The 23,664-nt window shown below is 73.9% G+C and carries 20 protein-coding genes and 1 pseudogene; 8 read left to right on the top strand and 13 right to left on the bottom strand.

The window, feature by feature from the left end; translation table 11 throughout:
- Positions 1 to 56 precede the first annotated feature (56 nt).
- From ABTY59_RS20940 to ABTY59_RS20915, 6 genes and pseudogenes are all read right to left on the bottom strand, one after another.
- The gene (locus ABTY59_RS20940; RefSeq protein WP_352020506.1) at positions 57 to 461 is read right to left on the bottom strand and encodes a VOC family protein; all 405 of its coding nucleotides are present in this window, start codon (positions 459 to 461) and stop codon (positions 57 to 59) included.
- Positions 462 to 646: 185 nt separating this feature from the next.
- A pseudogene (locus ABTY59_RS20935) lies at positions 647 to 884 on the bottom strand (ATP-binding cassette domain-containing protein); the annotation flags it as partial.
- Positions 881 to 1,801: a sigma factor-like helix-turn-helix DNA-binding protein gene (locus ABTY59_RS20930; protein ID WP_352020505.1), complete on the bottom strand. Its 921-nt coding sequence runs from the start codon at positions 1,799 to 1,801 to the stop codon at positions 881 to 883. The pseudogene ABTY59_RS20935 and the gene ABTY59_RS20930, both read right to left, overlap by 4 nt.
- A 149-nt stretch (positions 1,802 to 1,950) precedes the next feature.
- Positions 1,951 to 3,405: an argininosuccinate synthase gene (gene argG, locus ABTY59_RS20925; protein WP_352020504.1), complete on the bottom strand. Its 1,455-nt coding sequence runs from the start codon at positions 3,403 to 3,405 to the stop codon at positions 1,951 to 1,953.
- 220 nt (positions 3,406 to 3,625) lie between these two features.
- On the bottom strand, positions 3,626 to 5,035 hold the full coding sequence (locus ABTY59_RS20920) for a type 2 periplasmic-binding domain-containing protein (protein WP_352020503.1): 1,410 nt from the start codon (positions 5,033 to 5,035) through the stop codon (positions 3,626 to 3,628).
- An 82-nt stretch (positions 5,036 to 5,117) separates the two neighbouring features.
- The gene (locus ABTY59_RS20915; protein ID WP_352020502.1) at positions 5,118 to 5,741 is read right to left on the bottom strand and encodes a hypothetical protein; all 624 of its coding nucleotides are present in this window, start codon (positions 5,739 to 5,741) and stop codon (positions 5,118 to 5,120) included.
- Positions 5,742 to 5,883: 142 nt separating this feature from the next.
- Between ABTY59_RS20915 and argC the strand changes: the two genes are divergently transcribed.
- The 5 genes from argC to ABTY59_RS20890 are packed head-to-tail and all read left to right on the top strand — an operon-like array spanning position 5,884 to position 10,723.
- On the top strand, positions 5,884 to 6,912 hold the full coding sequence (argC, locus tag ABTY59_RS20910) for an N-acetyl-gamma-glutamyl-phosphate reductase (protein ID WP_352020501.1): 1,029 nt from the start codon (positions 5,884 to 5,886) through the stop codon (positions 6,910 to 6,912).
- Positions 6,909 to 8,060: a bifunctional glutamate N-acetyltransferase/amino-acid acetyltransferase ArgJ gene (gene argJ, locus ABTY59_RS20905; protein ID WP_352020500.1), complete on the top strand. Its 1,152-nt coding sequence runs from the start codon at positions 6,909 to 6,911 to the stop codon at positions 8,058 to 8,060. Before argC ends, argJ begins: the two co-directional genes overlap by 4 nt.
- On the top strand, positions 8,057 to 8,962 hold the full coding sequence (argB, locus tag ABTY59_RS20900; protein WP_352020499.1) for an acetylglutamate kinase: 906 nt from the start codon (positions 8,057 to 8,059) through the stop codon (positions 8,960 to 8,962). The genes argJ and argB overlap by 4 nt, the downstream gene beginning before the upstream one ends.
- The gene (locus tag ABTY59_RS20895; protein ID WP_352020498.1) at positions 8,959 to 10,158 is read left to right on the top strand and encodes an acetylornithine transaminase; all 1,200 of its coding nucleotides are present in this window, start codon (positions 8,959 to 8,961) and stop codon (positions 10,156 to 10,158) included. Before argB ends, ABTY59_RS20895 begins: the two co-directional genes overlap by 4 nt.
- A gap of 7 nt (positions 10,159 to 10,165) precedes the next feature.
- A complete protein-coding gene (locus ABTY59_RS20890) occupies positions 10,166 to 10,723 on the top strand; it encodes an arginine repressor (protein WP_352020497.1) in 558 nt (185 codons plus the stop codon).
- A gap of 68 nt (positions 10,724 to 10,791) precedes the next feature.
- Here ABTY59_RS20890 and ABTY59_RS20885 read toward each other — a convergent pair whose 3' ends face one another.
- From ABTY59_RS20885 to ABTY59_RS20860, 6 genes are all read right to left on the bottom strand, one after another.
- Positions 10,792 to 11,397 (bottom strand): hypothetical protein, encoded by a 606-nt coding sequence (locus ABTY59_RS20885; RefSeq protein ID WP_352020496.1) that lies wholly within the window; start codon positions 11,395 to 11,397, stop codon positions 10,792 to 10,794.
- On the bottom strand, positions 11,394 to 11,792 hold the full coding sequence (locus tag ABTY59_RS20880) for a hypothetical protein (RefSeq protein WP_352020495.1): 399 nt from the start codon (positions 11,790 to 11,792) through the stop codon (positions 11,394 to 11,396). Before ABTY59_RS20880 ends, ABTY59_RS20885 begins: the two co-directional genes overlap by 4 nt.
- Positions 11,785 to 16,782: an HD domain-containing protein gene (locus ABTY59_RS20875; protein WP_352020494.1), complete on the bottom strand. Its 4,998-nt coding sequence runs from the start codon at positions 16,780 to 16,782 to the stop codon at positions 11,785 to 11,787. The genes ABTY59_RS20880 and ABTY59_RS20875 overlap by 8 nt, the downstream gene beginning before the upstream one ends.
- Before the next feature lie 145 nt (positions 16,783 to 16,927).
- A complete protein-coding gene (locus tag ABTY59_RS20870) occupies positions 16,928 to 17,620 on the bottom strand; it encodes a L,D-transpeptidase family protein (RefSeq protein ID WP_352020493.1) in 693 nt (230 codons plus the stop codon).
- Between the two features lie 47 nt (positions 17,621 to 17,667).
- Positions 17,668 to 18,267 (bottom strand): pyridoxamine 5'-phosphate oxidase family protein, encoded by a 600-nt coding sequence (locus ABTY59_RS20865; protein ID WP_352020492.1) that lies wholly within the window; start codon positions 18,265 to 18,267, stop codon positions 17,668 to 17,670.
- A gap of 45 nt (positions 18,268 to 18,312) precedes the next feature.
- A complete protein-coding gene (locus ABTY59_RS20860) occupies positions 18,313 to 19,638 on the bottom strand; it encodes a hypothetical protein (protein WP_352020491.1) in 1,326 nt (441 codons plus the stop codon).
- 137 nt (positions 19,639 to 19,775) lie between these two features.
- On the opposite strand from ABTY59_RS20860, the gene argH reads away from it, so the two are divergent.
- A complete protein-coding gene (gene argH / locus ABTY59_RS20855; protein ID WP_352020490.1) occupies positions 19,776 to 21,203 on the top strand; it encodes an argininosuccinate lyase in 1,428 nt (475 codons plus the stop codon).
- 11 nt (positions 21,204 to 21,214) lie between these two features.
- Here argH and ABTY59_RS20850 read toward each other — a convergent pair whose 3' ends face one another.
- A complete protein-coding gene (locus ABTY59_RS20850) occupies positions 21,215 to 21,403 on the bottom strand; it encodes a hypothetical protein (protein WP_352020739.1) in 189 nt (62 codons plus the stop codon).
- Between the two features lie 29 nt (positions 21,404 to 21,432).
- Between ABTY59_RS20850 and ABTY59_RS20845 the strand changes: the two genes are divergently transcribed.
- Complete coding sequence (locus tag ABTY59_RS20845) at positions 21,433 to 21,984, top strand: TetR/AcrR family transcriptional regulator (protein WP_352020489.1); 552 nt, start codon at positions 21,433 to 21,435, stop codon at positions 21,982 to 21,984.
- Positions 21,984 to 23,525, top strand: coding sequence for an MFS transporter (locus ABTY59_RS20840; RefSeq protein WP_352020725.1), 1,542 nt, complete (start codon positions 21,984 to 21,986; stop codon positions 23,523 to 23,525). The genes ABTY59_RS20845 and ABTY59_RS20840 overlap by 1 nt, the downstream gene beginning before the upstream one ends.
- The last annotated feature ends 139 nt before the right edge of the window (positions 23,526 to 23,664 follow it).

Raw genomic sequence — 23,664 nt, 5'->3', positions numbered from 1 at the left:
GGCCTAGGGGCCGGTCCGGCGGGGTGTCCGGCCGGTCCGGCCGGACACCCCGCACCTCATATGCTCCAGGACCGGGAGCACAGCACGAGCCGGTACCCGTCCGGGTCGGCGACGGTGACGCCCCACTCGTCCCAGTACGGGTTGTGCGCGGGCACCCGGGTCCCGCCGGCGACGAGGAGCCGCTCCACCTGCTCCTCCTCGACGGGGGCGCCGAGGTAGACCACGAACAGGTCGTCGACGGTCGGGGTGGGCTCCAGCGGCTGCCGCGGATCACGGGTCAGCTCGAAGTGCCAACCGCCGCCCGCGGGGCCGACCATGAGCAGCTCGTGCTCCCCGGGAGCCGGGTCGGTGCTCCGCCACTGGACCTCAAGGCCCAGCCCGTCGACGTAGAACCGCTCGGCGGCGGCGAGATCCCGTGAGGGGCGGGCGACCCGTACATGGTTCTGAGCATGGACGATCATGCCTCAAGGCTAGGGCGTCCCTGGGGCGCCGGACGTCGGGGACTTCCCCTGTCCGCCCCGGAGCCGACCCTGACACGCGGGTCAGGGGCTGCGGTCGGCGTGACCAGCAGCGGCGTCGTACGCGGCGAGCGCCCGGGCGTCGGGGGACTCGCCGAGCCGCCGGGCGGCCTCCGCGAGCCGCCGGACCGCCCGGTCGAGCCCGCGCGCGGACAGGGTCCGGTCGGTGACGGTCACGTCGGGGTCGGCGGCCCGCGCGTCCTGGGCGAGATGGCCGACGGAGCCGGTACGCGTGACGGTGCCGGCGGCCGGGGCGCGCAGCCCGGCCAGGGTGTCGAGGAGGGTGGTCTTGCCGGCGCCGCTGCGGCCGACCAGGCCGATCCGGTCGCCGGGGGCGACGTGGAATGACGCCGCACGGCCCCTCAGGAGTCGGGGAAGGCCAGGTCGAGGGCGCGCACCCGGTCCTCGCCGGAGGTGAGGGAGAGCGTGACGATCCGGTCCCGGCGGAGGGTGGCCGCGAACGCCGAGACCGGCCGGCCGGCGGCGAACCCGACCGCGCCGACGGCCCCGTCGACCAGCGCGGGCCGGGACACCTCCACGCGCCGCGCGAAGCCCGCGGCCGCCTCGGCGACCGCGGCGACGCCGTGCACCGGGCCGCCGTCGGAGTAGGCGACGACGTCCGGATCCAGGACGGCCGCCAGGGCGCGGGTGTCACGCGCGCGTGCCGCCGCCACGAACCGGTCCACCACCGCGCGCTGCCGTCCCCGCTCGCCCTCGGTACGGGTCGACCCGCCGCCCCGGATCCGCTCCCGGGCGTCCCGGGCCAGCCGCGCCACGGCCTCGGGCGAGCCGCCGACGATCCGTGCGGTCTCGTGGGGCGGCAGCCCGAACACGTCGTGCAGCACATAGGCGAGCCGCTCCTCACCCCCGAGCCGCTCCAGCATCACGAGCAACGCCAGCCACAGCGGCTCGACCTCGCAGAACCCGGGCCCGAAGCCCCCGGCCTCGGCGCCGCCCACGACCGCGGCCGCCCCGCGCTCCGCGTCTCCGGGGCCGGGGGACCCCCGCTCCTGGAGCCCGTGGCCCGTGAACCCCGGCTCCTGGAGCCCGTGGCCCCTGGACCCCCGCTCCTGGAGTCCCCGGACACAGGCCCGGCCCACCGCGGCCGTCAACCAGGCGCGTACCGTCGCGCCGTCGTCCCGCCCGAGCTCCGCCCGGGCCGCCGCGAGCGCCGCCTCCGCCTCCACGGGCGAGCCCGTGATCCGCAGGGCGACGGCCCGCAACTCCTCCTCGTGGGCGTCGAACCGCCCGGTCAGGGCCGTCAGAAACGTGTCGTCGTGCATGGCGTCCCACTCTCGTCGGTACCTTCACCGCGTTGACGCGAGGACCCGCGACGATGTGACAAGCCCACCCCGGAACGGTCGTGAGCAGCGGAAAGGCCGGTCCGACACGAGGTGTCGGACCGGCCTTTCACCGGTCGTGAGGTCGGGCGTCAGTCCGTGCCGAACTCCATCGCGGCACGGTCCAGCATCTCCTCGTCCTCGGAGACCTCGCCGCGGGAGGCGATGGCCTCGGCGCCGCCCTCGGGCATCTGCGGCATGGTGCCGATCAGACCGGTCGCGGCCGCCTGGGCGGCACCGATGGCGGGGCTGCCGGTGCCGATCAGGCCGAGGCCGGCGTACTGCTCCAGCTTGGCGCGCGAGTCGGCGATGTCGAGGTTGCGCATGGTGAGCTGGCCGATCCGGTCCACCGGGCCGAAGGCCGAGTCCTCGGTGCGCTCCATGGACAGCTTGTCCGGGTGGTAGCTGAACGCCGGGCCCGTGGTGTCGAGGATCGAGTAGTCCTCGCCGCGCCGCAGCCGCAGCGTGACCTCGCCGGTGACGGCGGCGCCGACCCAGCGCTGGAGCGACTCGCGGACCATGAGGGCCTGCGGGTCCAGCCAGCGGCCCTCGTACATGAGGCGGCCGAGACGCCGGCCCTCGTTGTGGTACTGGGCGAGGGTGTCCTCGTTGTGGATCGCGTTGACCAGGCGCTCGTACGCGGCGTGCAGCAGCGCCATGCCGGGGGCCTCGTAGATGCCGCGGCTCTTGGCCTCGATGATCCGGTTCTCGATCTGGTCGGACATGCCCATGCCGTGGCGGCCGCCGATGGCGTTCGCCTCCATGACCAGGTCGACGGCCGAGTGGAACTCCTTGCCGTTGATCGTCACCGGGCGGCCCTGCTCGAAGCCGATCGTGACGTCCTCGGTGGCGATCTCGACCGACGGGTCCCAGAACTTCACGCCCATGATCGGGTCGACCGTCTCGACACCGGTGTCCAGGTGCTCCAGGGTCTTGGCCTCGTGAGTGGCGCCCCAGATGTTGGCGTCGGTGGAGTACGCCTTCTCCGTGCTGTCCCGGTAGGGCAGGTCATGGGCGAGCAGCCACTCCGACATCTCCTTGCGGCCGCCGAGCTCGGTCACGAAGTCCGCGTCGAGCCAGGGCTTGTAGATCCGCAGGTGCGGGTTGGCCAGCAGGCCGTAGCGGTAGAACCGCTCGATGTCGTTGCCCTTGAAGGTCGAGCCGTCGCCCCAGATCTGGACGTTGTCCTCGAGCATCGCGCGGACCAGCAGGGTGCCGGTGACGGCGCGGCCGAGCGGGGTGGTGTTGAAGTAGGCACGGCCGCCCGAGCGGATGTGGAACGCGCCGCAGGTGAGTGCGGCAAGGCCTTCCTCGACGAGCGCGGCGCGGCAGTCGACCAGGCGCGCGATCTCGGCACCGTAGTTCTTCGCGCGGCCGGGCACCGACGCGATGTCGGGCTCGTCGTACTGGCCGATGTCGGCGGTGTAGGTGCAGGGGATGGCGCCCTTGTCGCGCATCCATGCGACGGCGACGGACGTGTCGAGGCCGCCGGAGAAGGCGATGCCGACGCGCTCGCCGGCGGGCAGGGAGGTGAGGACCTTGGACATAGGAAGAGTATGCATCAACTCGCATGGTCATGCAAAGGGGGGTTCGGATGCTCGCCCACGAGACCTCGGTGACGAGGCTCCGCGCGTGCCCTGAGCCATCAGACCGGTGACGAGGCTCCCGCGTGCCCCGGGCCGCGAGACCGGTGACGAGGCCCCCGCGTGCCCCGGGCCGTGAGGCCGGGTGGCGAGGCTCCCGCCCGCTCCCGGCCCCGGTGCCCGCTCACTCGGCCGGCCCGTCCTTGAGGTCGGGGACGCCCGCCCGGTCGAGCAGCGCCCGCATCTCCGAGACCGGCAGCGCCCGGTTGCAGGCCGCCGACGACCCCACACTCGGATCCTCCAGCAGCTCCACGATCCTGGCCACCGGAAGCCGCGCGTCGCAGGCGGCCGCGTACCGCACCCACTCCGCCCGGTCCCTGCTCAGCCGCTCGACGAGCTCCGGCGTCGCAGCGGGATCGCGCAGGGCCAGCGCGCGGGCCCTCGGGTCCGGCGCGTCCGCGAACCGCGCCGCGAGCCCCGCCGCGGGGAACCCCGGCCGGGACGTCAGGGAGCCGGCGGCCCGGTGGGCGCCGTCCAGGTACAGAGCGAGCAGCAGCTCCGGCGGCGCCAGCGGGTGACGCTCGGCGAGCAGCAGCCGTACGGCGAAGTCCGCGTCCCCGGCCAGCCGCTCCACGCAGTCCTCGGGCAGCCCCGGGCACACCGCGGCGCTGCGCCGCAGCCAGGTGTGCGCGGAGCCGGCGCAGCGGCGGAGGACCTCCGGGTCCTCGCGCGCGTCCCACACCCACCTCAGGGTGTCGAGCCGGTCCTCGCTGTCGACCTTCCAGTCGATCGAGGCCCTTTCCTCCTCCGACAGTTCGGGGCGGGCGGAGACCGCGAGCCGCACGGCGGGGTCCTCGTGCCCGGCGAGACCGGCCGCGAGGTCCGGGGGGAGCGTGGGGTTGCGTGCGAGCCGGTCGAGCCACGCGCCCTCGGCGAGGAGCCTTTCGGCGAGGGCGCGTCCGAGCCGGCCCCGCTCCAGCACGTCGCCGAGGCGCCAGTCGTCCGCGAACGTCCCGACGAGTTCGGCCGTGCGCTCCTCGTCCTCGTGCATGACCTGCAGGGAGGCGGCCGTGCGCACCGCCGGGTCCCCGTCGTCGAGGAGCGCGGCGCGCACGTCGTCGGAGAGCGCGTCCCAGGCGCGCCGGCAGGCGGCGAGCCGGAAATGCGGGTCCTCGTGCACGGCGAGCGGCACGAGGACGTGCGTCGGCACGCCGGCCGAGTTCACCGCCTCGTACCGGACCACGTCGCGCTCGTGGTGCAGCAGCCGCTCGTACGCCTCGTCGGGCAGGGGCGGTACCGGGGTCCCGTACGGCGTCGGGCCGATGGCGACCGCGATGGCGTCGGAGGCCGGGCCGTCGAGGAGACGGGCGCGCAGCTCGGGGGAGGCGGTGGCGCTCTCGGCGAGCAGGAGCCGCACGCGCCGTTCGGGGTGGTGGAGCAGGGCCTCGGCCACGCTGTCGGGCAGGGAAGGACGCGAGGTGAGCCGCCGCGCGATCCAGTTGTCGCCGTCGTACAGTGCGAGGAGCCGCAGCAGTACGTCGGCCGGAGCCGCCGGATTGCTCGCCAGCCCGTCCACCGCGTGATGTGCCGCCATGAGTTCCCCCGTTCACCGTTCCCCGTGCGTTCCGCAGGAGCTTACGTCCGCGCGAGGGGACGCGTGCCCTCCGGTGTGCCCCCTAGTACGGACCGCCCCGGAACAGCAGGCTGCCGTGGTGGCGCGGGCGGTCGCCCCGTTCGTGGGCCGCGTCCGAGCGGTCGGCGGGGGTCGTCCGGCCGGCGAGGGTGCGCAGCGCCGCCAGGCCCGCCAGGACCTCCTCCCGGCGGTTCGCGGACTTCATCCAAGCGGGCAGGCGGGCGAACATCGACATCGTGGGGGAGGCGTGGCGCACGCGGTGCCGCGCCCGGACGTACGCGGCGAGCGCGTCGACGTGCTCGTCGGCGTAGGCCCAGAGGATCCGCCCCGCGCAGCGGGTCTGGAGCCAGAGCGGACGGCGGAAGAAGGGGTCCTCGGTGCCGCCGAGCACCGCGCCGACCAGGGCGTGGCCCCGCTGCGGGGCGGTCCACTCGGCGACCGCGCCGCAGCCGCCGCAGGTGAGGCGGCGGGGCTCGAACAGCGGATGCCGGTGTCGCGACTCCGGGAGTCCGGGCCGGGGTGTGACCAGTGCCCGGCCGCCGCACCTCGGGCAGACGACGAGCATCCGCCCGGCGAACGCGGCGAGCCAGACGCCGCGGTCGTGGTGACGGAGCGGTCCTGGGCGTGCCGGCCCGGGCGGGGACGCGGGTGTGGGCTCGGCGCTCATGGGGGACACCTTGTCAGGCCGTACGCCGGTGGGCGACCGAATAGGGGGCGCCGGGCCCGTGGCCCCCGGCACCCGTCGATCACCCTCGTTGCATAAAAGTTCGGCGGCACGTATAGTCATGCCATTCATGAGGAGGGTTTCGATGACGGTACGAGTAGCAGTGGCGGGTGCGAGCGGATACGCGGGCGGAGAGCTCCTGCGTCTCCTCCTCACCCACCCCCACGTGGAGATCGGGACACTGACCGGGCACTCCAACGCCGGCCAGCGACTCGGGGCCCTCCAGCCCCACCTGCTCCCGCTCGCCCACCGCGTCCTCGCGCCCACCGCGCCCGAAGAGCTCGCGGGACACGACGTCGTCTTCCTCGCCCTGCCGCACGGCCAGTCCGCGGCCGTCGCCGAGCAGCTCGGGCCCGACGTCCTCGTCGTCGACATGGGCGCCGACTTCCGTCTCAAGGACCCGGCCGACTGGGAGACGTACTACGGCTCCGCGCACGCCGGGACCTGGCCCTACGGCCTCCCCGAACTGCCGGGTGCCCGCGCCGCCCTCGAAGGGTCCAAGCGCGTCGCGGTGCCGGGCTGCTACCCGACGGCCGTCTCGCTCGCCCTCTTCCCGGCGTACGCGGAAGGCCTCGCCGAGCCCGAGGCCGTGATCGTCGCCGCCTCCGGGACCTCCGGCGCGGGCAAGGCCGCCAAGCCGCACCTGCTCGGCAGCGAGGTCATGGGCAACATGTCCCCGTACGGCGTCGGCGGCGGCCACCGCCACACGCCCGAGATGATCCAGAACCTCAGCGGCCCCGCGGGGGAGCGCGTCACCGTCTCCTTCACGCCGACCCTGGCGCCGATGCCCCGCGGCATCCTCGCCACCTGCACCGCCACCGCGAAGCCCGGCGTCACCGCCGAGACCGTGCGGGCGGCGTACGAGAAGGCCTACGCGGACGAGCCCTTCGTCCACCTGCTCCCCGAGGGGCAGTGGCCGGCCACGTCGTCCGTCTACGGTTCCAACGCCGTTCAGGTGCAGGTCGCGTACGACGCGAACGCGAACCGGATCATCGCCATCAGCGCCATCGACAACCTCACCAAGGGCACGGCAGGCGGCGCGGTGCAGAGCATGAACATCGCACTCGGACTCCCCGAGACCACTGGACTTTCCACGATTGGAGTCGCTCCGTGAGCGTCACCGCAGCGCAGGGATTCACGGCGGCGGGCATCGCCGCCGGGATCAAGCAGAACGGCAACCCGGACCTGGCCCTCGTGGTCAACACCGGGCCCCGCCGCGCCGCCGCGGGAGTCTTCACCTCCAACCGCGTCAAGGCCGCGCCCGTCCTCTGGTCCCAGCAGGTCCTCGCCGACGGCGAGCTGACGGCCGTCGTCCTCAACTCCGGCGGCGCCAACGCCTGCACCGGTCCGCAGGGCTTCCAGGACACCCACGCCACCGCCGAGAAGGTCGCGGAGGTGCTGGGGATCGGCGCCGGCGAGGTCGCCGTCGCCTCCACCGGCCTCATCGGCGTCCTGCTCCCCATGGACAAGCTGCTCCCCGGCGTCGAGACGGCCGCCGGCGAGCTCTCCGCGCACGGCGGCGAGAAGGCCGCCATCGCCATCAAGACCACCGACACCGTCCACAAGACCTCCGTCGTGACGAAGGACGGCTGGACGGTCGGCGGCATGGCCAAGGGCGCGGGCATGCTCGCCCCGGGCCTCGCCACCATGCTCGTCGTCCTCACCACCGACGCCGACGTCGACGCCAAGGGCCTCGACTCCGCCCTGCGGACCGCCACCCGGCTCACCTTCGACCGGGTCGACTCCGACGGCTGCATGTCCACCAACGACACCGTCCTGCTCCTCGCCTCCGGCGCCGCCGGCGTCACGCCCGGCCAGGATGAGTTCGCCGAGGCCGTCCGGACCGTCTGCGACGACCTCGCCCGCCAGCTCATCGGCGACGCCGAGGGCGCCAGCAAGGACATCCGCATCGAGGTGATCAACGCCGCGACCGAGGACGACGCCGTCGAGGTGGGCCGCTCCATCGCCCGCAACAACCTCCTCAAGTGCGCCATCCACGGCGAGGACCCCAACTGGGGCCGGGTGCTCTCCGCCATCGGCACCACCCGGGCGGCCTTCGAGCCCGACCGGCTCAACGTCGCCATCAACGGCGTCTGGGTCTGCAAGAACGGCTGCGTCGGCGAGGACCGCGACCTGGTCGACATGCGCTACCGCGAGGTCACCGTCACCGCCGACCTCGCCGCCGGCGAGGAGTCCGCCGTCATCTGGGCGAACGACCTCACCGCCGACTACGTCCACGAGAACAGCGCGTACTCGTCATGAGCAACACCGCGCGGAAACACACCGCCCTCCCGAAGGCGCAGACCCTCATCGAAGCCCTGCCCTGGCTCACCCGCCACCACGGCAAGACCGTCGTCGTCAAGTTCGGCGGCAACGCCATGATCGACGAGGACCTCAAGTCCGCCTTCGCCCAGGACATCGTCTTCCTGCACCACGCCGGCCTCAAGCCGGTCGTGGTGCACGGCGGCGGCCCCCAGATCAACGCCGCCCTCGACCAGGCGGGCCTGGTCAGCGAGTTCAAGGCGGGTCTGCGGGTCACCACCCCCGAGGCGATGGACGTCGTCCGCATGGTGCTCGCCGGCCAGGTCCAGCGCGAGCTCGTCGGCCTGCTCAACCAGCACGGCCCGCTCGCCGTCGGTCTCACCGGCGAGGACGCCCACACCATGACCGCCACCAAGCACCAGCCGGTGATAGACGGCGAGACGATCGACATCGGCCGCGTCGGTGAGATCACCGCCATCGACACGGGCGCCATCAAGGCGCTCCTGGAGGACGGCCGGATCCCGGTCATCTCCTCGATCGCCCGCTCCCAGGACGACGGACATGTCTACAACGTCAATGCTGATACGGCGGCTGCGGCACTCGCTGCGGCGCTGGGTGCCGAGACCCTGATGGTCCTGACCGACGTCGAGGGCCTCTACGAGGACTGGCCGAACAGCGACGAGGTCATCAGCAGGCTCACCGCGAGCCAGCTGGAGAAGCTGCTGCCCGACCTCTCCAGCGGCATGGTCCCCAAGATGGAGGGCTGCCTGCACGCCGTACGGAACGGGGTCACCACGGCCCGCGTCATCGACGGCCGGGTCCAGCACTCGATCCTGCTGGAGATCTTCACGGACGAGGGAATCGGCACGATGGTCGTGCCGGACGAGCAGGGGGCGAAATGAGCGGCAACACGGAGCTGACCCAGCGGTGGCAGGGGTCGCTGATGAACAACTACGGCACCCCCCGGCTGCCGCTCGTCCGCGGTGAGGGCGCCAAGGTCTGGGACGCCGACGGCACCGAGTACCTGGACTTCGTCGGCGGCATCGCCGTCAACGCCCTCGGCCACGGGCACCCGGCGGTCGTCGAGGCCGTGTCACGGCAGATCGCCTCCCTCGGCCACGTCTCCAACCTCTTCGTCGCCGAGCCGCCCGTCGCGCTCGCCGAGCGGCTCCTCAGCCACTTCGGCCGCCCCGGCAAGGTCTTCTTCTGCAACTCGGGCGCCGAGGCCAACGAGGCCGCGTTCAAGATCGGCCGGCTCACCGGCCGCTCCCACATGGTCGCCACCGACGGCGGCTTCCACGGCCGGACCATGGGCTCCCTCGCGCTCACCGGCCAGCCCGGCAAGCAGACCCCCTTCCTGCCGCTCCCCGGCGACGTCACCCACGTGCCGTACGGGGACGTGGAGGCGCTGCGGGCCGCGGTCACCGAGGACACCGCCTTCGTCATCATCGAGCCCATCCAGGGCGAGAACGGTGTCGTCGTCCCGCCCGCCGGCTACCTCCGGGCCGCCCGGGAGATCACCCGCGCCACCGGCACCCTGCTCGTCCTCGACGAGGTGCAGACCGGCATCGGCCGCTGCGGCCACTGGTTCGAGCACCAGGCCCACGAGGGCGTCGAGCCGGACGTCGTGACCCTCGCCAAGGGACTGGGCGGCGGGCTCCCGCTGGGCGCGACCGTCGCGTTCGGCGAGGCCGCCGAGCTGTTCGCGCCCGGCCACCACGGCACCACCTTCGGCGGGAACCCGGTCGCCTGCGCCGCCGGACTCGCCGTCCTGGACACCCTCGCCGCCGACGCGGCCCTCGACCACGTGAAGGCGGTCGGGGAGCGGTTGCGCCAGGGCATCGAGGGTCTGGGCCACCCGCTGGTCTCCCACGTCCGTGGTGCGGGCCTCCTGCTGGGTATCGTGCTCACCGGGCCCCTCGCACCCCAGGTGCAGCAGGCGGCCCAGGACGCCGGCCTCCTGGTGAACGCGCCCGCCCCCGACGTCGTACGGATCATGCCTCCGCTGGTCCTCACCGACGCCGAGGCGGACGCCTTCCTCCAGGCGCTGCCGGGCGTCCTGGACGAGGCGAACGGGCAAGGACGAACCGGAGAATGAGACGACGATGACCGACGCGCAGGAGAACGAGCACTGGGGGTCCCCCCAGGCGGAGCCTGGGGGAGGGCCGTCCGTCCCGCAGACCCGCACCGCACGCCACCGCAGGATCGTCGACATCCTCAACCGGCAGCCGGTGCGCTCGCAGAGCCAGCTCGCCAAGCTCCTCGCGGACGACGGGCTGAGCGTCACCCAGGCGACGCTCAGCCGCGACCTCGACGAACTCGGCGCGGTGAAGATCCGCAACACCGGTGGCGAACTCATCTACGCGGTGCCCAGCGAGGGCGGTTTCCGCACCCCGCAGGCGCCGCTGGGCGAGTCCGCCAAGGAGGAGCGCATGCGCCGCCTCTCCGGCGAACTGCTGATCTCCGCCGAGGCCTCCGCCAACCTGGTGGTGCTGCGGACCCCGCCGGGCGCCGCACAGTTCCTCGCGTCGGCCATCGACCAGGCCGAACTCCACGCCATCCTCGGCACCATCGCGGGTGACGACACCCTGCTGCTCATCAGCCGCGACCCGGCAGGCGGCCAGGCACTCGCCGACCACCTGCTGAAGCTGGCCCAGAAGTAGACCCAGAAGTAGACCCGGCCGTCCCGGAAGGACCGCTGGGCCCCTTCCCGCACGGACCCTGATACCGGTCAGCAGCCGCCGACCGGTATCAGGGACACCAGCGCCGTGTGCGGCACCACGCGCAACGCCCTCGCCGAACCCCGCCCGGTCCGGACGGCGATCCCGTGAGGATCCGCGCCGACCAGCTCACCGCACAGTTCCTCGTACGCCGTGGCGACGCGGACCGTGTACGGCGCGGGCTGCGCGGGCGTCGCCGACCAGACCACACACGTCGCGGCCACGACCAGCGCGATCCCGGACAGACAGCACACGGCCGCCCAGCGGAGCCTGAGTCCGACGCGCCGTATCTCCTGCGAGGTCCAGCGCCGCAGGGCCTGGCCTCCGAGCACGATGTCCCGCTCCGGGCGGCCGTGCGACGCCCCGACGGCGAGGAGCGTCCCGCAGACCAGCACGACGAAGGCCGAGAGCACCAGGGCCGCCACCCCGCGGGCGGTGGCATCCGAGAGGCCCGACAGCTGGTCCTGGCCCTTCACCACGGCGAGGACCCCGAGGAGCGCCGTGAGCCCGGTCAGCGCCGTGCGCCAGCCCTCGGCCTGCCGGCGCAGCTCGGGCAGCTGACTGAACTCCAGGTCACGGGCGAGCTCCGCCCAGCGCCGGTCCGAACGGTCCGTCATGACGGCGCCTCTCCCGTCGGCTCCGTCCGCACCCGCCAGCTGGCCCCGCAGCCGACGAAGGCGGCGTCCGACGGCATCGACGGATGGGGGTGCCCGCACTCGCAGAAGTGGACCTCGCCCCCGACGACATCGGGGACGCCCTCCGGCCGCCGGGCGCGGAACGGCCACGGGCCCTTGGTGCCGACCCCCGGCATGCCGTACGCGTACCGCGACACCGTGCGGCCGGAACAGCGCGGGCACACACCGGTGACCGAGACGGTCCGGCCGTCCTCGGCGATCCGCTGCGCGAAGGAGAGCCGCAGCTCCCCGAGAGAGGTCTCCGCGTACGGCAGTTCGGCGTCGTGCGGGGCGGTGGGGGGTTCGGCCATCCCCGTCGCGGCAGGTGTCTCAGCCATCCTCGTCCTCTCCTTCCGGGGCCCCCGGAGCCGGCAGTTCGAGCGCGAAGAGCGACGCGTAGCGCCGCAGGCGCTGCGCCGTCCGCTCCTCGCTCTCGCCCGTGGCGCGCGCCGCGAAGGCGATCTGTTCCGAGCCGACGGGGCCGCGCAGGGCGGGCAGCACGCCATCGCCGCGCGCGGACAGCACGACCAGGTCCTGCCACTCCGGCACGACGTCGGACACGTCCGACAACCGGGGCGCCGGGGACTCCCACGACGGCGCCCGCAGCGCGAGATAGGGCTCGACGCGCCGCCACGCGGTGCCGACGTCCTCGCCCAGGCGCGCGGCGACGCTCACGAGGTCGAGTGCGTGGAGCGGCCGCCCCTCGGGGGAGACGTGGTGCTCCGGGGCGAGCGCGGCCTCGTCCGCCGCCGTCGGCACGTCCTCGGGGAGGGCCTCCACCTCCTCGTCCGTCAGGGCCGGCACCAGCGCGCCGAGCGCGCGCAGGGGTTCGAGGCGACGGAAGGCGTCGCGGGCGCCGAGGCGCAGCGAGCGCGCGTAACGGGCGAGCCGGGCCCCCGTCAGCGGGGTCCACCGGGGCGGCTCGAACCACTCGCCGTCGAAGACACCGTCCTCGTCGACGTCACCGCTGTCGAGAAGAGCGAAGCCCGCCTCCCGTTCGGGCCGCAGTTTCGCGAGGTCGGCGGGGAGCGGGGGAACCGTCAGGCCGACCTTCTCGGCTTCCCGGCGGGCCCTCTTCCACGTGCTGCCCAGCGACGCCTTCAGCATGACGCTCGCCGAGAACAGGACGTCCGCGGTGGGGAGCACCGGATAGTCGGCCCCGACGAACGAGGGGTCCTGTCCCGAGAACAGGCACTGGTCGGCCAGCGAGAGCCCGTCCCAGGCCAGGAGCAGCTCCCGCGCCGGAGGCACGTCGAAGCCGGCCACCGCCAGTTCGTCGACGATCTCGGCGAGCTCCTCCCCGTCCAGGCGGTCGGGGCGCAGGTACGCCAGGTCCCGCAGGGTCAGACCGTCCTCCGGACGGACCCCGGCGCCGTGTGCGAAGGCGAGGACGCGCGAGGGCTCCGTTTCCAGCCAGATCCCCTTCCAGGCCTTTCCCCGGTACCGGCGGTGGTGGCGCCATCCCAGGTGCGCGGCCCAGCGGGCCAGTTCCTTCTCCGCCGCGCGCAGGCCCAGCCCGGCGCGCTCGGCGTGCTCGATCGTGGCCGCCCAGGCGAGTTCGGGGACGCCGTCCTCGTCCTCCCGTACGTAGCCCTCCAGGACCGGGCCGACGTCGTGGGGCACCGCGCACCACCGCTCGACCTCCTCGGCGGAGGGAACCGTCCACCCCAGCCAGGCGAAGCCGGCCATGCGGTCGCGCAGCATGACCGGGTCCGTCCCGAGCAGCCGAGCGGCCCGCGCCACGTCCCAGGGCCACCGCGCGCGGCGCCAGGTGCCCCCGTCCTCGACGTACAGCATGCGCAGGTCGTCGGGGCCGCACACATGGTCCTCGTGGTGGGGAGGGACGGAGGGCACCGGACGGGTGAGGAACGGGGCGTAGCGGCGGCAGCGGTCCGTCAGTTCGCCGAGCGTCCGGTGCGTGGCGGCCGAGGCCCGCACGAGGCCGCCGAGGTCGTCGGGCGCGTGCCGGTACGTGTTCCCCTTCGGTGTCGCCCACGAGCGGGTGGAGTCCTCCCCCAGCAGGCCCTGCGTGATCTCCGCGTCCTCCCGCTCGGGAACCCAGTCGAGGGCGTCGTCGCTCAGGACGGGGGGCGGAGCGAGCCGCGCGTGCGCCACCCGCATCGCCCGGGCGGCGCGCAGGACCGACCCGACCGTGACACCGCGGGCGCGGGCGGCCCCGACGGCCGTGCGCCAGTCCCGCGTCACCGTCGACACGACGGACGCCCAGCCCGGCTCGGGCACGGGGTAACCGGTGAGCGAGGCCGGCGCGGCCTCGTCCCGGGACAGATAGGGCTGGCCGAGGGCCGCCGCCCGCCACGCGCGGGTGTAGGCCCAGCGGTCCTTGTTCCGGTAGGGCGCCGGCTCGCGCTTCAGGACGTGCGCGTCCCAGAGGAACCAGCCGAGCTCGTCGAGAGACGCGTCGGGCCCCCAGACCTCCCTTCGGGCCCAGAGCCCCCGGCCTCGCCAGACCTCCCAGACCTGGCGCGCGGCCGACGGCTGGTGCGTCTCCAGCGACCACAGCCAGTCGAAGGTCAGTCCCCGCCAGCCCGCCAGCGCCTCGGCGCCCTCGCGGTGCACGGAGCGGGCCCAGCGCCGGTCGTAGGACTTCAGCTTCTTGCGGTTGACGCTCAGCTCCCCGGCGAACCTTCCGGACAGGTTGAGCACATAGCCGAACGGCCTCTGGTCGGTGACGATGCCGTCGCAGAGCACCGCGCCCCGGTCGGGCACCCACCACAGCACACCGGGAACGGCCTCCAGCGCTCCGCCGGGCTCCGCGTCCTGCTGGAGGCGTCCCGGAAGCCAGTGGTGGGCGTACCCCGACGCGTCGCGCACCCGCAGGTCGAACTCGCTGACGAGGACGAGCTCGCGGAGGGTCGCCACGCAGGAGAGGGCGGACGCCGTGGACGCGTTCCGCAGGTACAGGCGCACGCGCGTGCCGCCCTCCGGCAGCGCGGACTCGGCGGGAGCGGTCTCCTGGATGCGGAACAGACTGCCGCTGCTGGAGATGTCGACCCGCAGCGCCCGGGGGGCGAGGCTGCCCTCCGGAGTGACCGGACGGGTGACGATCGACATCTCGTCGGCCAGCATGAAGTAGCTGAAGACGCCGATGCCGAAACGGCTGTTGGGGTAGAGGCGCAGCGCGCGGTCGTGACGGAGCCACGCGGCCTGCTCCCGGCGGAAGGAGCGGGTCTGGCCGAAGCGGCGGCCGGCCTGGGTGAAGGTGTTCGTGAGCTGCTCCACGTCCATGCCCACGCCGTTGTCACGGCATTCCACGTAGGGGCCGCGCTCGTCCTCGCCCGCCTCGATGGAGATGCGGCCCTCCCACGCCGTCGGTTCGCAGTTCCGGCCGCTCAGGTACCGCCAGCGCATGGCCCGGTAGCGGCAGGCGTCCATGGCGTTCTGGTACAGCTCGCGCAGGGCCAGCGCCGGCTCGTGGTCGTACAGCCGCTCGCCCATGAGGAGGTCGCGCACCTCGGTCTGGGCCAGGCTGAACCGCAGCAGCGGCACGTCGTAGGCCGCGCCCCGGCCGTTCCCCGCGGGCCGCAGCGAGCGGTCCGTCACCCGCTCCGGCACCCCCTCCAGGAGGGCGGCCCGACCGGGCGGGAGGGCCTGGGCGGACTCCCGCAGCGCGCGGGCGAGTTCGTCCGCCTGCTCGACGGTTCCCGCGAAGGCCGCGTGCGTCGCCGGGTGCGCGCAGGCGACGTCCAGGTGCCACCCGCGGGCGTCACGGTCCCAGGCCGCGCCGCGGGCCGCGTCGACGAGCTCCGACGGGGTCACGGGGTCCGAGACCGCCAGGTGCTCGGCCACCACGTCCGGCAGCGTCCGCACGTCCAGGGAGAGGACTCCGGCCAGCCGCAGCAGCGCCGCGAGTTCCCGCGTGCGGAGCGTCTGGTGGCCCCCGGGCAGCAGGACCCTGTCCGGCTTGTCCATGGTCCCCGCGTCCTCGGGCGCGCCGAGGGAGATGCCCGCGGCCACGGTGCACAGGGCCCGCGCCAGGATGCCCACCCGGTCGCCGCCGGAGGTTCCCGTCATGAGCGCGGCCGCCAGTTGCCGGGCCTCCGTGTCGGGTACGGGTACCTCGTCCGTCTCGAAGAGCTCCGCGATCCAGCGGTGCACCAGCCACAGCGCGATGTCGTCGGCGTCCTGACGCCGGTCGTCCAGCCAGGCCGCGGCCAGCTTCCGCCGGATGTGGGGATGGTGCTCGGTGACCTGCTCGTAGTGCCGACGGCCCCCGTCGCCGTCGTCCCGGCGGCGCGTCAGGTGCGGCCGGACGTCGTGGGCCCGGCTGAGCCGGCGCGCCCAGGCGGCCTCGTGGAGGAAGGGCGCGGCCACCAGGGCCGCGGCCTCGACCTCGGACAGCTCCGCCGAGGCGGGCAGGAGACCGGGCAGCCGGTGGAGGAGACGTACGGGATAGGAGTCGTCGGCCCACGGGTCGGGCATCCGCTCCCAGGCGTGGTGGGCCACCGCCGCGCAGGATTCGGCGAGGGCCTCCAGCCGGTCCCGGAGCTTCCCGGTCCGTTCCGGGTCGCCGCCGGCGACCCGGGCCCACACCTCGCTGTCGCGGGCGGCCTCCCGCCAGGTGTCCAGGAGCGGCCGGCCCTCGCAGATCACGCCGGCGCGGGCCTCGGCCTCCAGCTCGGAGCCGTAGCGCACCTGTGGCTCCTGGCGCTCCCCGCGGTGCCGGTGGGCCAGGCGCAGGGTCTGCCGCTTCGTCGCCTCGTACACCTCTTCCGCCGTCCGGGCCCGGCTCATGGGGCCGAGCGCCTCGGCGAGCGCGAGGCTGAAGAAGCTGCCCTCCCGGGTGCAGCCGGCGCGCTGACCCGCGGCGCACGAGGTCATCAGCACGAACCGGCCGGTCGGATGGCCCCGGAGGATGCGGCTGCCGAACAGCGGCTGCGCGGTCCCGGGGTCGCTGCGGCAGGCGTCGATCGACCAGAGCACCGTCCGGGCCGCGCAGGCGGACAGGGAGGGGCTGATGTCGGCGGGCAGGAGCGTGTCGACGTACGGCCCGAGCCACGTGTCGTCCTGCGGGGCCCGGGCGTCGAAGGGGACCAGGTAGTCCGTGTCGCCGATCCGGACGCCGTGACCGGAGAAGTGGATGAGGAGGGTGCCGTCCGGCGGAACGTCACGGGACACCTCGTGGATCTTCGTGCCGATGTCCGCGCGCGTCGCGTTCCACAGGGACACCACGTCGTACCCCGAGGCGCGCAGCGCGGCCTCCAGCTCCCGACGGTCGGCCGCGACCGTCTCCCCGAGGTCCTCGAACCGGTGCGCGGCCTCCGGTGTGCTCGCCACGGCGATCAACAGCGCGGTGCGGTCCCCTGCCATTTCCGTCCCCCCTCACAGCGGAGATCCATAGTGGCATCCGGGTCTGACAGCGGGAGTTCGCGCGCTCGACGGAGGAGGTCGACGGGGGAGGTCGACGGGGGAGGCCGACGGAGAGCCGCTGTGGGAGGCCGACGCCGGCGGCGGTTCAGTACCGCGTGATCGCCGTCGGACCGCCGCGCGTTCCGACGGCGATGTGGGGTCGGCGGGCGGGGTCCGCCCAGGCGAGGACCGCGCGCATCGCGTCGAGGGGCACGGACACGCAACCGGCGGTCGCCCCACGCCCGTTGACGTGCAGGAAGATCCCGGCTCCGCGGCCGCGCACCGGGCGGTCGTAGTTGAAGCCGATGACGAGGGCGTACGCGTACTGCGTGGCGTACGAGGCGAGGTGCTCGGCCTCCGTGGCCCGGCAGTCCCGGGGGAGTCCCTCGACCCAGCGGTTGTACGCGCGCGAGGCGTTGTCCTGGCACCACCAGGAACGCTCGGTGACCCGGAGGTACGGGAAGCGGGTCCCGGCCGGCCGGGACCGCCCCCCGAACGCGTACGGCAGGCGGTGGAGGCCGGTCGGCGTGGTGTCGGTGCCCTGGCGCCGCGAGGAGCCCTCGGCGAGCCCGTTCGCCCCGAAGCGGGCGGCGGCGGACCCCGCCACGACCCAGCGCCCGCCGCGCCGGTCCCACCAGGTCAGCGTGCCCGTGGTGGAGTCCGCGGCGGACGCCTCGGCGGTGATCAGCTGGGAACCCCCGCCGGTGTCGGCCATCCGCTCGGGCAGCGGTACGGGGACGGGCGCGGGCGCGGTGCCCAGGGAGAGCAGGGCGGCGCCGAGGACGAGCAGGGTTCGCATGGCCGCGAGGCTAGGTCCGTACGGCGGTCCGCGCCCGTCGTGCGGGGCTATTCGGCGGGCAGCGCGGGCAGCGGGAGCGGCAGCGCGGGCAGCCCGTCGAGGCTGCTCGCGATGTGCTCCTTCCGCTCGCAGTACGCGTTGAACTCGTCGTCCGTCTTCCGGTTGAAGTACTCGGCGTGCAGCGCCCGGTCCTCCCGGTACTCCATCAGCGGCACGGCGAAGCCGCACGCGTCGCTGACCCTGCGCGCGTGGACGAGGACGATGGCCCGTGCGCTGCCCTGCCCCTCGACGGCCTCGGCGGGGAAGCGGGCGAACAGCTCGCGCCACCGCGGATCGTCCCGCAGCACGGCCTCGCCGGTCCCGTGCACCCGTACGACGGTCGGCGGCCCGGAGAACGCGGTCCACATGAGTGTGATCCGGCCGTTCCCCGGCTCTCGGAGATGGGCGATCGTCTCGGCGCTGCTGCCGCCGAAGTCGACGTAGGCGAGGGTCAGTTCGTCGAGGACCACGAGCGTGCCCCGGCGGCCCTTGGGGGAGAGGTTGACGTGACCGTCGCCGCTGAGGGGAGCGGTGGCGGTGAAGAACACCGGCTGCTCCTCGATGAAGGCGCGCAGCCGCCCGTCGATGTGTTCATATGTTTTGCCCATGCCAGGCATTCTGCCTACTCCCCGCCCCTCGGGGGACCCTCCGTCTCACGCCCTGGGCGCCGAACGGCGGCGCCACCCGCGCACGAGGCCGAGCACCCGGATCGCCCCCGCGCGCACACCCGGGACGGCCGCTTCCCCGCGCCCGGCCGCCTCCTCGTGCCCGGCTGCTTCCCCGTGCCCGGCCGCGTCCCCCCGCAGGGCCGCCTCCTCGTGCCCCGCCGGCTCCCGGTCCGGCCCGGTGCGGACGAGGGCGCCGTCCGGCAGGTGGTCGGCCCAGGGGGCCAGCGTCCTCGCGGCTTCGCGCGCGACCCGTGGCGCGGCGTCGTCCAGCAGCGGGCGGAGGCGCGCGAAGCCGGCCGCGTCGAACCGCACGGCGTCGAGCGCGCGCAGCCCGGCGACGGCGCCCGCCCGGACCCCGGGCCGCTCGTGGCCGGTGAGCCTCCAGAGCACCGCGCCGTCCGTGGCCCGGTCGCCGCACTCGGCGAGGCCGAGCGGGGCGTGCGCAGGGACCGCGTCCCCGGCCGCGCAGGCGGCCCGATAGAGAGGCAGGGGGTCCGTGCCCGCCTGGCGCAGGACCCAACGCGCGCAGGCGCGCACCAGCCGGGAGCGGTCGTACAGGAACGGCTCGGCGTCGCCGGCCCGGTCCGTCCCGCGGAGCGCCGTGACGCCCGCCGACCGGACCCGGCCGAGCCGGGAGCCGAGCAAGGGGTCGAGGACGGCCGCGTCGGCGGGCCGGCCCGCCGCGGCGATCGCCGCGGCGGCGCAGAGGTCACGGACGACCACGTCGGGGCCGGTGGCGGCGATCGCCGCGAGCCGGGCGGGGGCGAGGAGGCCGCGCTCGACGGCGATCCGGTGGGCGAGCCGCCGGACGGCCCTGTCCTCGCTGTCGAGCAGGGCGAGGGTCCTGGCCTCGGGCCCTTCCCTGAGGGCGGCGGTCAGCAGTTCCGCCGCGGCGGCCCCGCGCAGCCGGTCCGCGGTGCGCAGGGCCACCGCCACGAGGCGGTCCAGGGTCTCGGGCGCGAGGTCCGGCAGTTCCGCGCGCAGTACGGCGCGGGCTCGTTCCCGTACCGGTTCCGCCCAGTCGGAACACCGGACGACGGCCAGGGGGAGCAGTGCGGGGGAGCGGCTCACGTGGTGCAGCGCCGCCTCCCTGATCCGGCCGTCGGGCCCGCACAGGGCGACGGCCAGCTCGGACGCGGTGGGGCCGCGGTCCGCGGCGGCGGGGAACCGGTTGGCGGCGGGCGCGACGCCGTCGCCGTGCCGGAGGGCGCCCCGGATCCGGTGGTCGAGGTCGATCCACGCGCCCGCGTCGGAGCCCTTGAGGGCCTGGGCGAGCCGCTCGGCGAGGTCGTCGAAGGGGGTGCTCGGCATGGCGTGGAGCCTAGATCCGGGGCCGGGCGGGTGTCGCCGGATATAAGGGGACGACCCCAGAGGCGCATTGACAAAACATACGGAGGATTGCATAGTTATGCCAGCGGTACACCCCACCCTTCCGAGGAGCAGTAGCTGTGAGCAGCAACAACGGTGACGTCCGGCTCTGGGGCGGACGGTTCGCCGACGGCCCCGCCGAGGCCCTGGCGAAGCTCTCCGCTTCGGTCCACTTCGACTGGCGCCTCGCGCCGTACGACATCGCGGGTTCCCGTGCCCACGCGCGCGTGCTGCACAAGGCCGGCCTGCTCACCGAGGACGAGCTGACCCGCATGCTCGGCGGTCTCGACCGGCTGGAGGCGGACGTCGCCGACGGTTCCTTCGTCGGAACCATCGCCGACGAGGACGTCCACACCGCCCTGGAGCGGGGCCTCCTGGAGCGCCTCGGCCCGGACCTCGGCGGCAAGCTGCGCGCGGGGCGGTCCCGGAACGACCAGGTCGCGACCCTCTTCCGGATGTACCTGCGTGACCACGCCCGGATCATCGGCGGCCTCGTCGCCGACCTCCAGGACGCCCTCGTCGGCCTCGCCGAGGCCCACCCGGACGTCGCGATGCCCGGCCGCACGCACCTCCAGCACGCCCAGCCGGTGCTCTTCGCCCACCACGTCCTCGCCCACGCCCAGTCCCTCTCCCGGGACGCCGAGCGGCTGCGGCAGTGGGACACCCGGACCGCGGTCTCCCCGTACGGCTCCGGCGCCCTCGCGGGCTCGTCCCTCGGGCTCGACCCGGAGGCGGTCGCCAAGGACCTCGGCTTCGAGCGGGGCTCGGCGGGCAACTCGATCGACGGCACGGCCTCCCGTGACTTCGTCGCGGAGTTCGCCTTCATCACGGCGATGATCGGCGTCAACCTCTCGCGGATCGCCGAGGAGATCATCATCTGGAACACGAAGGAGTTCTCCTTCGTGACGCTGCACGACGCCTTCTCCACCGGCTCGTCGATCATGCCGCAGAAGAAGAACCCCGACATCGCCGAGCTGGCGCGCGGCAAGTCCGGCCGGCTCATCGGCAACCTCTCCGGTCTGATGGCCACCCTGAAGGCGCTCCCGCTCGCGTACAACCGGGACCTCCAGGAGGACAAGGAGCCGGTCTTCGACTCCTGCGACCAGCTGGAGGTCCTGCTGCCCGCCTTCACCGGCATGATGGCGACGCTCACGGTCCACCGGGAGCGCATGGAGGAGCTGGCCCCGGCCGGCTTCTCGCTCGCCACGGACATCGCCGAATGGCTGGTCAAGCAGGGCGTGCCGTTCCGGGTGGCGCACGAGGTGGCCGGCGAGTGCGTGAAGGTCGCGGAGTCGGAGGGCAAGGAGCTGGACGAGCTCACGGACGAGCAGTTCGCCAAGATCTCCGAGCACCTCACCCCCGAGGTCCGTACCGTCCTCAACGTCCCCGGCGCGCTCGCCTCCCGCAACGGCCGCGGCGGCACCGCCCCCTCGGCGGTCGCCACCCAGCTGATCGAGGTCAAGGCGGACCTGGTCATCCAGCACGCCTGGGCTGAGGCCAAGAAGTAGCACCCGTCACGTCACAGCGCCGCCGCCCACTCCGCGAGCGCGTCGAAATCAGGCCGGATCAGTCCGATCCGGGGGTCGACGCGCAGGAGCAGGGCGGCGGCGAGGTGTTTCTGCTCCAGGTACGCGCGGTCGATGAACGGTAGCCGGGGCAGCCGCGGCCGGGGCCCGATCCAGCCGTTCGAAACTATTGAATGAGACATTGATGTCTCATTCGGTGTATAGTCGTCTCATGTCAGTCGACCGCACCCAGGTGCTCCATGCCGCCGCCGCCCTGCTCACCCGCAAGGCGACCGCCACCATGGACGAGGTCGCGCGGGCCGCCGGAATCGGGCGCGCCACGCTGCACCGCCACTTCGCCGGGCGGGACGCCCTGGTGCGTGCGCTCGAAGAGCTCGGGATCCAGGAGCTGGAGGCGGCCCACGACCGGGCCCGCACCGGCGAGGGCCCCGCCGACGAGGCCGTGCGACGGCTCGTCGCCGAGGTCGAGGACGTCGCCCCGCTGCTCTCGTTCCTCGTCACCGAGAACCAGCTCTTCGAGGGCGACCAGCAGAACGACGGCTGGGAACGCCTCGACGCCCGCGTCTCCGCGCTCTTCCGGCGCGGCCAGGAAGAGGGCGTCTTCCGCATCGACCTGACCCCCGCCTGGCTCACCGAGGCCTTCTACGGGCTCATCGGTTCCGGCGCCTGGGCCGTGCAGGACGGCCGGGTCGCCGCCAAGGACTTCCACTACATGATCGTCGAGCTGTTGCTCGGCGGAGCACGCAGGAGCGTGGAGAAGTGATCACCGACACGATCAAGACGGAGAGTCATACCGAGGGCGTGCACCGCCCCGGCCGGTGGCTCGCCCTCTCCGTGCTCGTCCTGGCCGTCCTCCTCGTGGCGGTCGACGCCACGGTGCTGGGCCTCGCCACCCCCTTCCTCTCCGAGGACCTCAAGCCCTCCGGCACCCAGCTGCTCTGGATCGGCGACGTCTACTCCTTCGTCATCGCCGGACTCCTGGTCTCCATGGGCAGCCTCGGTGACCGCATCGGCCGCAAGAAGCTGCTGCTGATCGGCGCCACCGCCTTCGGCGCCCTCTCGGTCCTGAACGCCTACGCGACCAGCCCCGAGATGATGATCGTCGCCCGCGCCCTGCTCGGCGTCGCCGGCGCGACCCTGATGCCGTCGACCCTGGCGCTCATCCGGAACCTCTTCCACGACCCCCGCGAGCGCAGCCTCGCCATCGGCATCTGGGGCGCCATGGCCTCGGCCGGCGCCGCCGTCGGCCCGGTCGTCGGAGGGTTCCTCCTGGAGCACTTCTGGTGGGGCTCGGTCTTCCTCATCAACCTGCCCGTCATGGCCGTCCTGGTCCTCGTCGGCGTGAAGCTGATCCCCGAGTCGAAGAACCCGAACCGCGGCCCCTGGGACCTGCCCAGCGTGGGCCTCTCCCTCGTCGGCGTCATCGGAATCGTGTACGCCGTCAAGGAGCTGGCCTCGCACGGCCTCGCGCTCGACGCCGGCGTCGCCGCCCTCGTCGGTGTGGCCGGCCTGACCTGGTTCGTCCGCAGGCAGCTGACCCTGCCGGCGCCGCTGCTCGACATGCGGCTCTTCCGCCACCGCGGCTTCTCCGGAGCCGTCCTCGCCGACCTGCTGACCATCCTCGGCCTCTCCGGCCTGGTGTTCTTCCTGTCCCAGTTCTTCCAGCTGGTCCAGGGCCGCCAGCCCCTGGAGGCCGGACTCGCCGAACTCCCCGCCGCGATCGGCGCGGTGACGGCCGGTCTGATCGCCGGTGTCGCGGCCCGCCGCTTCTCCGTACGGTCCGTGGTGTCCGCCGGACTCGCGGGGGTCGGACTCTCCCTGGCCGTCCTGACGACGCTCGACCAGCACACCGGGTACCCGCTGCTGGGCGCGGCCCTGCTGGTCGTCGGCGTGGGCGCGGGCTTCGCCTTCACCGTGACCGCCGACGTGATCCTCTCCAGCGTCCCGAAGGAGCAGGCCGGTTCGGCCTCCGCGGTCTCCGAGACCGCGTACGAACTCGGCGCCGCGCTCGGCATCGCCGTCCTCGGCTCCATCGTGACCGGAATCTACCAGGGCTTCGTCACCCCGGCCGGGGTCCCCTCGGACATCGCCTCGGCCGCCCACGAGTCCCTCGGCGGCGCCGTCGAGGCCTCCGCGGGCCTCGACCCCGCGACGGCGACCGCCCTGGTGTCCTCCGCCCAGGAGGCCTTCGTCGACGGCCTGCGGATCGCGGCCGGAGTCGGTGCGGCCGTCCTCCTGGCGACCGCTTTCGCGGCCTGGTTCCTGTTGAAGGGCCAGAAGCTGGAGGAGGGCGTCGAGCACTGACGCGCCCCCGCACAGGGAAGTGCCCCGTACGGCCGACGGCCGTACCCGGACGTCCAGGGCGAGCGCGACCGCGCTCCCGGCGGACGCGAGCCCGCCGGCGTACGCGATCCATCCGAGGGCGGTCCCGGGCGCGGGCGCC

This window comes from Streptomyces sp. NPDC096079 (assembly GCF_040303145.1).
Lineage (GTDB): Bacteria > Actinomycetota > Actinomycetes > Streptomycetales > Streptomycetaceae > Streptomyces.
The sequence above is the reverse complement of the archived record's forward strand: the minus strand, read 5'-3'. Positions and strand labels throughout refer to the sequence as shown.